This window comes from Bradyrhizobium sp. Ken01 (genome assembly GCF_055807355.1).
Genome location: NZ_JBVVPC010000040.1, coordinates 1 through 11,677 on the forward strand (window position 1 = coordinate 1; position 11,677 = coordinate 11,677).

Below are 11,677 nucleotides of genomic sequence, written 5' to 3' on the forward strand. Positions count from 1 at the left end.
CCTCTCGCACCCGAACGCTGCCGCGTCCACCGCAAGCCCGGCTCGCGAACGTGACGACCACAAGATCGCCCCTCAAGAATGAGCCGGGATGAACGACACATACGCCAATTCCGAATTTCGGTAAAGCGGAATATATTCGCGTGAGCGGATTGACAGAGGCGACACAGAGGAGGTCCGGTAGCCCGGATGGAGCGAAGCGTAATCCGGGAAGGTGCCGATGCGGGGCGAGCGGCCCCGGATTGCGCTACGCTTCCGCCCTCGCTCTTAGAGCAGCGGCGGACAAGCCATCCGGGCTACGACCACGGGCCGTCCGCTCGCTACAGCCTCACCCCGTCGGGGTGCCCTGCTTCCATTGGCCGCCGGCGATTTTCGCGGCGGCGATCACGGCCTGGGTCCGGCTTTCGACGCCGAGCTTTTGCAGGATGGCCGAGACATGCGCCTTGATGGTGGCCTCGGAGACGCCGAGCTCATAGGCGATCTGCTTGTTGAGCAATCCCTCCGACAGCATCATCAGAACCCGGACCTGCTGCGGCGTCAGCGTCACCAGCCGGTCGCGCAGGCGCGTCATGTCGGGGTCGGCGACCGCCGACAGATCAGTGTCGGCGGGAACCCAGACGTCGCCCTCCATCACCTTGAGGATGGCGTCGCGCAGGGTCTCGACGCCGAAGCGCTTCGGGATGAAGCCGGAGGCGCCGAAATCCAGCGAGCGGCGGATCGTGGCGCTGTCGTCGGAAGCCGAGACGATCACCACCGGAATGGCCGGATATTGCGCGCGCAGATAGATCAGGCCGGAAAAGCCGGAAATCCCGGGCATCGAGAGGTCGAGCAGGATCAGGTCGACGTCGGAGGTCTGTTCCAAAAGCTTGGTCAGATCCTCGAACGATCCAGCCTCATCGATCCTGGCCGAGCTCAGGACGCCTGCCACCGCCTGCCGCAGCGCGTCGCGGAACAATGGATGGTCATCGGCAATGACGAGATGGGTCGAGGGAGCGTTCATCGTTCTCTTGCTGGCAATCGCACCGGGCCAGTAAGCCGGCGCGGGGCCCTGGTCAATTCTTTCCCGACCAGCCGTGGCATGCAAGTGGACATTATCCCTTTGCGGCAACGGGGTTAATCCACAGGTCGGCACTATGTTGCCGGATGGAACGCCCGCGGCGTCAGGTGCGCGTCAGTGCGAAAGGCCGAAAGTCGTATTGGGGCGGGTTTCACGCCAATGTTACCTTGGGGGCAAGGCTTGGGTTGATCCGGCATGACCGGACATCCAGGGCGCGAGGAAACGATTTTTCGGGGAGCGACTCAACATGTCGACAATGGCTGTGTCTCAAGCAGGCGCGGGAGGGATGACGAAGGACGAACGGTTCGTCATTCTCGCCTCCTCGCTCGGTACCGTCTTCGAGTGGTACGATTTCTATCTCTACGGTTCGCTGGCCGGCATCATCGGCGCGCAGTTCTTCTCGGCCTATCCGCCGGCAACCCGCGACATCTTCGCGCTGCTGGCCTTCGCGGCGGGCTTCCTGGTGCGCCCGTTCGGCGCGATCGTGTTCGGCCGTGTCGGCGACATCGTCGGCCGCAAATACACCTTCCTCGTCACCATCCTGATCATGGGTCTGTCGACCTTCATCGTCGGCCTGCTGCCCAATGCGGCGACCATCGGCATCGCGGCCCCGATCATCCTGATCGCGCTGCGTCTCGCCCAGGGCCTCGCGCTCGGCGGTGAATATGGCGGTGCGGCGACCTACGTCGCGGAGCATGCTCCGAACGGCAAGCGCGGCTACTACACCTCCTTCATCCAGACCACGGCGACTCTCGGACTGTTCCTGTCGCTGCTGGTGATCCTGTTCACGCGCTCCGCGCTCGGCGAACCCGACTTCGCAGCCTGGGGCTGGCGCATTCCATTCCTGGTCTCGGTGCTGCTGCTTGGCGTCTCGGTCTGGATCCGGCTTCGCCTCAACGAATCCCCGATCTTCCAGAAGATGAAGGACGAGGGGAAGAGCTCGAAGGCCCCGCTGACGGAAGCCTTCGGCAATTGGCAGAACGGCAAGCTCGTGCTGCTGGCGTTGCTTGGCGGCGTGATGGGCCAGGGCGTGGTCTGGTACACCGGCCAGTTCTACGCGCTGTTCTTCCTGCAATCGATCCTCAAGGTCGACGGCTACACCGCCAACCTGCTGATCGCCTGGTCGCTCCTGCTCGGGACCGGCTTCTTCATCGTGTTCGGCATGCTCTCCGACAAGATCGGCCGCAAGCCGATCATCCTCGGCGGCTGTCTGATCGCGGCGCTGACCTTCTTCCCGATCTTCAAGATGATCACCACCAACGCCAACCCGGCGCTGGAAAAGGCGATCGAGTCGGTCAAGGTCGACGTGGTGGCGGATCCCGCAGGTTGCGGCGACCTGTTCAACCCGGTCGGCACCCGCGTCTTCACCTCGCCTTGCGACACCGCACGTGCCTACCTGTCGCAGTCGTCGGTCAAGTACGGGACCACGCCAGGTGCGGCCGGATCCGGCGTGAAGGTGATGGTCAACGGCAAGGAAGTCGCCTACGCCAACGCCAAGGACGGCAATCCGGCGGTCCTCGCCGCCGTGCAGGCAGCCGGATATCCGAAGGCCGGTGATGCGGGCATCGTGAAGATGGCGCATCCGTTCGACATCTTCCGTCCGCAGGTGGCGGCGGTCGTCGGACTGCTGTTCGTCCTGGTGATCTTCGTCACCATGGTCTACGGCCCGATCGCCGCGATGCTGGTCGAACTGTTCCCGACCCGCATCCGCTACACCTCGATGTCGCTGCCCTACCACATCGGTAACGGCTGGTTCGGCGGCCTGCTGCCGGCGACCGCCTTCGCCATCGTGGCCTCGACGGGCGATATCTATGCGGGCCTCTGGTATCCGGTCATCTTCGCGTCGATTACCGTCGTGATCGGCTTGTTCTTCCTGCCGGAGACCAAGGACGTCGATATCAAGACGACCTGATCGACGCAGATCCAGATCAACGCCAACCGGCCGCGGTCTCCGCGGCCGGTTTTGTTTTGAACTCCGGATTCTTTATATTGACGCGTTTTCTTGACGCGAACCGGGATCCACTTCGCTCGAAAACGCTCTACTGATTGCTGCCGAGGAATTGCAGCACCACCTCGCGCCGGTGCGGACGGGCGCGATGCTCGATCAGATAGATCGCCTGCCAGGTGCCAAGCGCGAGCCTGCCGTTCAGCACCGGCACCTGGAGCGATGTCCCCGTCAGCATGGTTTTGATATGCGCCGGCATGTCGTCCGGCCCTTCGGTGTCGTGCGTCCAGCCCGCATCTTCATCGTCGGGCGCGAGCCGCGTCAGCACCGTAGTGAGATCGACCAGCACCGATGGATCGGCATTCTCCTGGATTGTCAGAGACGCCGAGGTGTGACGGATGAACAGCGTGAGCACGCCGTCCCGCGCATGAACGTCGGCGATGAACCGCGCCGCCTCGGCGGTGAGGTCGCTGAAGCCGCGCCCCGGCGTCTGCACAGTCAGCAGCGACGATGCGATGGTGGTGGCCGGCCCTGACGACGGCGCCGAGCGCGAGATGGATTTGGCTGACGTCATGAGGGCTCCCGTTACGTCGTCCTGGCGAAAGCCAGGACCCATTACCCCAAATGCTCGTGATGACGAGAAGTTGGCCACGCGCACCGAGAAAAACAGAGAGGCTGCGGCGTATGGGTCCTGGCTTTCGCCAGGACGACACCGAGGGACCCGCTAGATTTTCCCCGACACGTCCTTCTGCACGCGGTTGGCCATGTCGATCAGCCGACGCCAAGCCTTTTCCAGGAACGACATCACGCGATCGACGTCCTGGTCGCTCGGCAGCGGAATCTCGATCCTGCGGTCACCCTCGGCGGCCTTTGGCTCTCGTGCTTGCGGCTCCGCCTTCTTGAGCGGATCGGTTTTCGGCAGCGCCTCGTCGATCTTGCCTGACACGGTCGGCCCCGCCGCGAGCCGTCCCTTCAGCGTCTCGACTTCGGCCTGGAGCCGGCCGATTTCGGCGTCGAGCGCGGCACGTTCATCGGGCACCGCGTAGCAGGCCCAGCCGGTGCCGCTGCGGGTGCAGGTGGACACCGTGCCGGTGCGGCTGTCGAGCCGCAGCACGCCGTCGGGGATGGGGGTCATGCTGTAGCGGCCGTTTTCGCTGTCGGGCGCAGATTGCGCGGCCAGGCCGCCGGCGCTGACGGCCATCGCCGCGGCGAACGCCGCCGCCGCAAGCCATGATGCTGTGGATGAATTCGCTGCTCTCATCGCATTCTCCGCCACGACGCGCCGCTAGCACTTCCAAAGATGGCGCTCATAAAGGTGGCACTTCTCGCAAATTCTACACCCCGGCGAGGCGATCCGCCGCCCAAAACGCGCCTCTGAGATGAACGATCGCGGCGCCCCCTTTGATCCCTGCCACTGGGCGAAATGGCGACTGCGTCCGCCGATCAAGCGGAGACCTGCTGCGGTGCGGCGTCACGCTGTGTGCAGCGCTACCGCTCGCGTCAATATTTCCAGATAAATCAGACACATAACGGGAATGGACACAATCGTGACTTGGCTTGACTTGATTATGGGCCATCAGTATGGTCCGCGCGGCTTTTGAGGGTGGCGGGCGTAATTTCCATTCAGCCGCGGCGTTTCGGGTCTTCGTTGCATGACACAGGGCACGGGACACGGCGAGAATGGAGATCGCGATAGATCGCCCGAGGAAGCTGCGCTTTCCGATCGGCTCGGAAATCTTGATCAGCGGTTGTCCGAATTTCGCGGCCGCCACGTCAAGACCGAGCAACCCGCAGGTGACGGTGAAGACAGAGCGGCCAGAGCCTCGGCGATGGCGCTTGGTTTCCGGTTATCCTCCGAGTTGGTCGCCGGGGTCGTTGTCGGAGCGGGGATTGGCTGGGGTTTCGACCGCTTGCTGTCGTCGTCGCCTTTCGGATTCATCGTGTTCCTGCTGCTGGGCTTCGTCGCCGGCGTGGTGAATGTGGTGAGAACGGCAGGCGCGGGTCAAAACAGGCGCGGTGGTTCTTAAGCGATCCACTCCAGGAGAGGAATGATCGTGCCGGCTCGAGCCGGTACGGGCCGGCCTGACCGGCAGACCGAGACCCGCCGGCATCGCCCGGCAGACCAAGAGATGCCGCGCTGATGAAAATCGATCCGATCCACCAGTTCAACATCGAGCCTCTCTTCACCCTGGGCCATATCGGCAATCACACGATCGCCTTCACCAATTCGTCGCTCTACATGCTGGTGGCGGTCGCGATCATCTCGATCCTGATGCTCGCCAGCGGCACGCAGCTGGTTCCCGGGCGGCTCCAATCGGTCGCCGAGATCTCCTACGAATTCGTGGCCTCGACCATCCGCTCGACGGCCGGCGCGGAAGGCATGAAGTTCTTCCCGCTGATCTTCTCGCTGTTCATGTTCATCTGCGTCTCGAACCTGGTCGGCATTATCCCCTACACCTTCACGATCTCGAGCCATCTGATCGTCACCGCGGCACTCGCGCTGCTGGTCTTCTTCACGGTGCTGATCTACGGCGTTGCCAAGAACGGCCTGAAATTCTTCTCGATCTTCGTGCCCCACGGCGTCCCCGGCTACATCCTGCCGCTGGTGATGTTCATCGAGATCCTGTCGTTCTTCCTGCGGCCGGTCTCCCACAGCGTTCGTCTGTTCGCCAACATGCTGGCCGGCCACATCGCGCTGAAGGTGTTCGCGGGCTTCGTCGCCATGCTCGGCTTCTCGCTCGGCGCCCTTGGCTGGGTCGGCGGCGTGCTGCCGCTGGCGCTCACGGTCGCGCTGTACGCTCTCGAGATTCTGGTCGCATTCCTGCAAGCCTATGTGTTTGCGATCCTGACCTGCATCTACCTCAACGACGCCATTCATCCGGGACACTGAGCGGTCCGGGGAATTTCCACCCAAAACCCAATCTTTCTTCCAAGGAGTCTAAAATGGATCCGGCAGCAGCAAAACTTATCGGCGCGGGCATCGCATGCATCGGCATGGGCGGCGCGGGCGTCGGCGTCGGCGTGATCTTCGGCAACTACCTCGCCGCAGCCGTTCGCAACCCCTCGGCCGCTCAGGGCCAGTTCGGCAATCTGATCTTCGGCTTCGCCGTGACCGAAGCGCTCGGCATTTTCTCGCTGCTGATCGCGCTGCTGCTGCTGTTCGTTCCCCTCTGAGAACGATTTTTCGCGCCGCTTCAACCGAAGCGACGCGCATGACAGCAACAGGAGTACTCCATGGCTGAAAGTCATGGCGGCGCAAAAGGTCCGGCGGCGGGCGCTCACACTGAGGCTGACGGTGGTCACCACGGTGGCGGTTTTCCGCCGTTCGAGAGCGGCACTTATGCTTCACAGCTGGTGTCGCTCGCGATCTTCTTCGTCGCGCTTTACGTGATCGTGTCCAAGCTCGCTCTGCCGCGCGTCGGCGGTGCGATCGAGGCGCGTCAGAACAAGATCGAGGGCGACCTCGCCGAAGCGCAGAAGCTGAAGGACCAGTCCGAAGCGGCGCTGAAGGCCTATGAAAGCGAGCTTGCTTCGGCACGCTCGCGCGCGCAGGCCATCGGCAACGAATCCCGCGACAAGGCGAATGCGCAGGCGGACGCCGAGCGCAAGGCGCTGGAAGAGCAACTGGCGGCCAAGCTCGCCGAGGCGGAGAAGACCATCGCCTCGACCCGTGCGACCGCCATGAGCAACGTCCGCGGCATCGCGGCCGACGCGGCAGGCAGCATCGTGCAGCAGCTCACCGGCGTGGTTCCGGACGCGGCGTTGGTCAATGCCGCCGTTGATGCGTCCTTGAAGGGTTAATCGATATGTTCTTCGATCCTGAAACCTGGGTCGCCATCGCCTTCGTGATCCTGATGGTCGGGTTCGGCTATCTCGGGGTCTTCAAGAAGGCCATGACTGCCCTCGACCATCGCGCCGATCGCATCAAGGCCGAGCTCGACGACGCGACGCGCCTCAAGCAGGAAGCCGCCAAAGTGCTCGCCGACTACAAGGCGCGCACCGCCTCGGCCGAACGCGAGGCCGCCGACATCATCGCAAACGCGAAGAGCGAAGCCGAGCGCATCGCAACCGAGGCCAAGGCCAAGGTGGAAGATTTCGTCGCTCGCCGCACCAAGACCGCGGAGGGCAAGATCGCGCTCGCCGAGGCCCAGGCAGTCGCCGATGTGCGCGCCGCAGCCGCCGAAGCCGCCGTCCAGGCCGCCTCCACGATCCTGTCGCAGTCGGTCAAGGGCCAGGTCGCCGACGATCTGCTCGCCAAGGGCATCACCGAAGTCAGGCAGAAGCTGAACTGAGGGGCCTCGCCTTCACCCATCAAAAAGCCGGCGCGATGAGCGCCGGCTTTTTTGTTTGTCGGGCACGGCATCGGCAAATCTGATGTCATCGCCCGCGAAGGCGGGCGATCCAGTATTCCAGAGACAGTCCTGATCAATCGAGAAGCCGCGGCGTACTGGATGCCCCGCCTTCGCGGGGCATGACGACTATCTTTACGTGGCTACTTCTTCTTCGCCCGCGCCTTCGGCTCGGGCGACAGCGCCTGCGGATCGAAGCCGACATAGAAGATGTAGCTATCGGCGTCCTTGGCCGGAGGCATCGGATAGACCAGATCCTCGGCCACGAAGGTGAACGGCACGCTGCCGCCCTCCGACATTCCGACCGTGGTCCGGTAGGCCTTGGAAGCGATCACCTTCTCGCCGACGCCGCCCTGCACCACGGCGACGCGCAGCGGCACCTCGACGCTCGCAGGCGCGCCGGCGGGACCGGCAATGACGCGGCCCTGGATACCGATCCGGGCCGTGATGTCGCCGCCATTGCGGGCGCATTCGCGCGCCATCTTGGTGATGGTGGCCTGGAAGCGGATCTCGTTGCCGACGGCCGGCTTGCCGGTGGCACCGACCGCGTAGGTGGAGGCTCCGGCACGCACCGTGACCTGCGGGCAATCAAGATCGTCATCAGCCGCCGGCTGGCCTGGTGCAGGCGCCGGCTTGGGTTGGGCCGGCTCGTCCGACTTGCCGCCGAACAGGCCCTTGAATCGATCGGTCAGCGACTGCGCCGCGACCGGCGAAATGGAGACCAGCGCAACTGACAACGCCAGCGCGACCGCTGCCCCCCGCCGCAACGCATTCCGCGATGACCGAAGCTCCTGCACCCTCAACGCCCATACTCCATGACAACATCCCGGCCGATCACCGGCCGGCTTGCGCCGTTATATCGTCAAAACCGGCGAACCCAAGGCAGGCACACAGCAGACTTTGGTCACATGAATGAACGGACTCAGCCGCGGAAATCCTCGTGCAGCAGGCCGAACAGCAAATGGTCCTGCCAGATCCCGTTGATGCAGAGATAGCGGCGCGCCAGCCCCTCGCGGGAGAAACCGCACTTCTCCAGCACCCGGATCGACGGCGCATTGGTCGGGATGCAGGCGGCCTCGACCCGGTGCAGATTGAGCTCGCCGAACAGCGTTGGCAGCAGCACCCGCAGTGCGGCCGTCATGTAGCCGCGCTGGGCGTGGGGCTTCCCGACCCAATAGCCGATGGTGCCGGCCTGGACGATGCCGCGGCGGACATTGGCGAGCGTGATGCCGCCGACCATGGCGCCGTCGAGCTCCCGGAAGATCAGAAAGGGATAGGACCGGTCCGCGGCGATGTCCTCGGAATAGCGCCGCAGGCGACGGCGGAAACCGGAGCGCGTGAGATCGTCCGACGGCCAGATCGGCTCCCAGGGCGTCAGGTAATCGCGGCTGGACTCGCGCAGATGGGCCCATTGCAGGAAATCCGACATCTGCGGCGCGCGTAGCAACAGGCCGTTGCCGCGCGGCGCGAGAGCGGCGGGTCCACTGGATGGCAGGCGGAAGAGGGCCATGGTGATGCTTCCCGGGGACGGATCAACCCGTGCGCGGCTCCTAATGCAGCCGCGCCTTGGCGCGTGCCCGGGTCAATCCTTCCGCAAAAGACACCGCCGTGTCCAGACCCCTGCCACTGCCCAATGCGACAACCGCAGGGCGGCTACGCGAAAGCAGCGCACGCGCCGCATCCCGGGTCGATTCGACGCTGACGGCGTCGATCCGGGCCACCAGCTCCTCGGCGGTCTGGGGCCGGCCATAGGCCAGCACATGCCGGGCGAGCTGCTCGGCACGAGAGGAGCAGCTCTCCAGCGCCATCAGCAGCCCCGCCTTCATCTGCGCCTTGGCCCGCGCGATCTCGACCTCGGTCAGGGTCTCGACCGAATCATTCATGATGTCGACCACGACCTCCATCATCTCGGGCGCATCGGCCGGATCGGTGCCGGTGTAGAGGCCGAAGAAGCCGGTGTCGGTATAGGGGGCATGGAACGAGTAGATCGAGTAACAGAGGCCGCGCTTCTCGCGCACCTCCTGGAACAGCCGCGACGACATCCCGCCGCCGAGGATGTTGGTGAAGACCTGGAGCGAGAACAGCGACAGATCGGCCTGCGGCACGCCCTCCAGCGCTAGCGTCAGATGCGCCTGCTCGAGCTCGCGATGCACCACCTTGGTGCCGCCCTTGCCGAACTGCGCGGGTTGCGGCTTGGGACCCGCTGTCCCCTCAAAACTGGCAAAGCGCTGCTCGACCTCGGCGACCACCTGCTCGTGATCGACCGCCCCGGCTGCCGCCACCACCATGTCCGGCCCGCGGTAATGCGTCGACAGATAGTCGCGCAGCGAGTCGCGGCTGAAGGCACGCAAGGTCTTCGCAGTGCCTAGCAGCGAACGGCCCATCGGCTGGTCGGGATAGCAGAGCTCGTTGAGATGCTCGAACACGACGTCGTCAGGCGTGTCCTGCGCCGCGCCGATCTCCTGCACGATGACATTCTTCTCGCGCTCGAGCTCGTCGGGCTCGAAGGCCGGATTGGCCAGGATGTCGGCGAGCACGTCGAGCGCGAGCGGCACGTCAGCCTTCAGCACCCGTGCATAATAGGACGTGGTCTCGGTCGAGGTGCCGGCGTTGAGGTCGCCGCCGACCGCCTCGATCTCCTCGACGATCTCGCGCGAGGAGCGCTTCGTCGTGCCCTTGAACGCCATATGTTCCAGAAGATGCGAGATGCCGTGCTCATTGGGCTTCTCGTCGCGCCCGCCGACGCCGGCCCAGACGCCGAGCGCCGCGGTCTCGAGATGGGGCATCTTGTCGGTGACGACGGTCAGGCCGGACGCAAGCTTGGAAATCTCGACGCTCATCCGGCAACTCCCTGTTTCGCGGCGCGGCTGACCGACAGCACGAACCGCTCGACCTCGGCCTGGTCGTTCTTCATCACCTTCATGTGTTCGGATTTGGTCATCAGGCCATCGAGCCAGGCCGGCAGTTGCGGCCGCTGGCCGCAGGCGGCTTCGACCGCATCGGGGAATTTGGCCGGATGGGCGGTGGACAGCACGATGCTGGGAACCGTCCTGTCCGTGGTGTCGCGGTCGGCGACCGCAAGCGCGACCGCTGTGTGAGGATCGACCAGTTCGCCCGCCTCGCGCCAGGCGGCGCGGATCGCGGCCGCGGTCTCGGTCTCGTCGGCGCGGCCTGCGTCGAACCCCTCGCGGATCGCGGCCAGCGTCGCATCGGGCAGCACGAAGCGGCCGGACTGCTTCAGCGAATCCATCAGACGGCGCACGCCGGCGGCATCGCGCCCGCCAGCCTCGAACAGCAGCCGCTCGAAATTCGAGGAGATCTGGATGTCCATCGACGGCGACGCCGTCGCGTGGACCTCGCGCACCTCGTAGATCCCGGTCTTCAGCGTGCGCGCCAGGATGTCGTTGACGTTAGCGGCGATGCCCAGGGTCCGCACCGGAAGACCCATGCGCTTGGCGACATAGCCGGCGAAGATGTCGCCGAAATTGCCGGTCGGCACGACGAAGTCCACCGCGCGCGCGGGTGCACCGGCGGCAACGGCGGAGGTGAAATAGTAGACCACTTGGGCGACGATCCGCGCCCAATTGATGGAATTGACGCCGGACAGCGACGTCGCATCGCGGAAGCGATGGTTGTTGAACATTGCCTTCACGAGGGCCTGGCAATCGTCGAAATTGCCCTCGACGGCGAGCGCATGGACGTTGGCCGCGCCCGTCGTCGTCATCATCCGCCGCTGCACCTCGGAGATGCGGCCATGCGGGAACAGCACGATGAGATCGACATTTTCGAGCCCTGCGAACGCGTCGACTGCAGCACCGCCGGTGTCGCCCGAGGTCGCGACCACGATGGTGGTGCGCTGGCCGCGCTTGGCGAGCACGTGGTCCATCAGCCGCGAGATCAGCTGCATCGCCACGTCCTTGAAAGCGAGCGTCGGACCGTGGAACAGCTCCAGCACGAACTGGTGCGGCGCCATCTGGCGCAGCGGCACCACCGCCGGATGGCGGAAAGTGGCGTAGGCCTCGTTCGCCATGCGGCCGAGCTCGGCGTCCGAGATCTCGCCGGCGACGAAGGGGCGGATCACCTCGACCGCGACCTCCCAATAGGGGCGACCGAAGAAGCCGGCGATGGCGTCAGGCGAGAGTTGCGGCCAGGTGGCCGGCACATACAGGCCGCCGTCGCGGGCGAGCCCGGTCAGCATCACATCGCAGAAGCCGAGTTCGGGGGCCTCGCCCCGGGTCGAGATATAACGAGTCAAACTGCCCTCCAAAGGCCGGCCGAGCTTGGGCTCGATCCGCAAGCCTTTGATTTTACGAAATTACTTGTTACCAG

General features: G+C 64.7%; 13 protein-coding genes. 6 read left to right on the forward strand and 7 right to left on the reverse strand.

The features are described 5' to 3' along the window. Window positions 1-325: 325 nt before the first annotated feature. Window positions 326-997: a response regulator gene (locus tag AC0L3S_RS29640; protein ID WP_473261036.1), complete on the reverse strand. Its 672-nt coding sequence runs from the start codon at window positions 995-997 to the stop codon at window positions 326-328. A gap of 343 nt (window positions 998-1,340) precedes the next feature. Between AC0L3S_RS29640 and AC0L3S_RS29645 the strand changes: the two genes are divergently transcribed. Beyond that, window positions 1,341-2,966 (forward strand): MFS transporter, encoded by a 1,626-nt coding sequence (locus tag AC0L3S_RS29645; protein WP_473261039.1) that lies wholly within the window; start codon window positions 1,341-1,343, stop codon window positions 2,964-2,966. A 127-nt stretch (window positions 2,967-3,093) separates the two neighbouring features. Here AC0L3S_RS29645 and AC0L3S_RS29650 read toward each other — a convergent pair whose 3' ends face one another. Next, window positions 3,094-3,573, reverse strand: coding sequence for a secondary thiamine-phosphate synthase enzyme YjbQ (locus AC0L3S_RS29650; protein ID WP_473283144.1), 480 nt, complete (start codon window positions 3,571-3,573; stop codon window positions 3,094-3,096). 150 nt (window positions 3,574-3,723) lie between these two features. After that, the gene (locus AC0L3S_RS29655; protein WP_473283146.1) at window positions 3,724-4,260 is read right to left on the reverse strand and encodes a hypothetical protein; all 537 of its coding nucleotides are present in this window, start codon (window positions 4,258-4,260) and stop codon (window positions 3,724-3,726) included. A 391-nt stretch (window positions 4,261-4,651) separates the two neighbouring features. On the opposite strand from AC0L3S_RS29655, the gene AC0L3S_RS29660 reads away from it, so the two are divergent. From AC0L3S_RS29660 to AC0L3S_RS29680, 5 genes are all read left to right on the forward strand, one after another. Next, window positions 4,652-5,026, forward strand: coding sequence for an AtpZ/AtpI family protein (locus AC0L3S_RS29660; RefSeq protein ID WP_473283148.1), 375 nt, complete (start codon window positions 4,652-4,654; stop codon window positions 5,024-5,026). Window positions 5,027-5,139: 113 nt separating this feature from the next. Next, window positions 5,140-5,889: a F0F1 ATP synthase subunit A gene (locus AC0L3S_RS29665; protein WP_007605089.1), complete on the forward strand. Its 750-nt coding sequence runs from the start codon at window positions 5,140-5,142 to the stop codon at window positions 5,887-5,889. Window positions 5,890-5,942: 53 nt separating this feature from the next. Continuing rightward, window positions 5,943-6,173 carry a F0F1 ATP synthase subunit C gene (locus AC0L3S_RS29670; RefSeq protein ID WP_007599451.1) on the forward strand — a complete coding sequence of 77 codons (231 nt, stop codon included), beginning with the start codon at window positions 5,943-5,945 and terminating at the stop codon, window positions 6,171-6,173. Window positions 6,174-6,233: 60 nt separating this feature from the next. Beyond that, window positions 6,234-6,800, forward strand: a complete 567-nt coding sequence (locus AC0L3S_RS29675; RefSeq protein WP_473261045.1) for a F0F1 ATP synthase subunit B family protein — start codon at window positions 6,234-6,236, stop codon at window positions 6,798-6,800. 5 nt (window positions 6,801-6,805) lie between these two features. Continuing rightward, a complete protein-coding gene (locus tag AC0L3S_RS29680) occupies window positions 6,806-7,291 on the forward strand; it encodes a F0F1 ATP synthase subunit B family protein (protein ID WP_473261048.1) in 486 nt (161 codons plus the stop codon). Between the two features lie 200 nt (window positions 7,292-7,491). Here AC0L3S_RS29680 and AC0L3S_RS29685 read toward each other — a convergent pair whose 3' ends face one another. From AC0L3S_RS29685 to thrC, 4 genes are all read right to left on the reverse strand, one after another. Continuing rightward, window positions 7,492-8,115, reverse strand: coding sequence for a hypothetical protein (locus tag AC0L3S_RS29685; RefSeq protein WP_473283150.1), 624 nt, complete (start codon window positions 8,113-8,115; stop codon window positions 7,492-7,494). A 155-nt stretch (window positions 8,116-8,270) separates the two neighbouring features. Beyond that, entirely contained in the window at window positions 8,271-8,858 is a 588-nt protein-coding gene (locus tag AC0L3S_RS29690) for a GNAT family N-acetyltransferase (RefSeq protein WP_007605081.1), read from the reverse strand. A gap of 40 nt (window positions 8,859-8,898) precedes the next feature. Continuing rightward, complete coding sequence (locus AC0L3S_RS29695; protein WP_473283152.1) at window positions 8,899-10,188, reverse strand: M16 family metallopeptidase; 1,290 nt, start codon at window positions 10,186-10,188, stop codon at window positions 8,899-8,901. Then, window positions 10,185-11,603: a threonine synthase gene (gene thrC / locus AC0L3S_RS29700; protein WP_473261054.1), complete on the reverse strand. Its 1,419-nt coding sequence runs from the start codon at window positions 11,601-11,603 to the stop codon at window positions 10,185-10,187. Before thrC ends, AC0L3S_RS29695 begins: the two co-directional genes overlap by 4 nt. Between the last annotated feature and the right edge of the window lie 74 nt (window positions 11,604-11,677).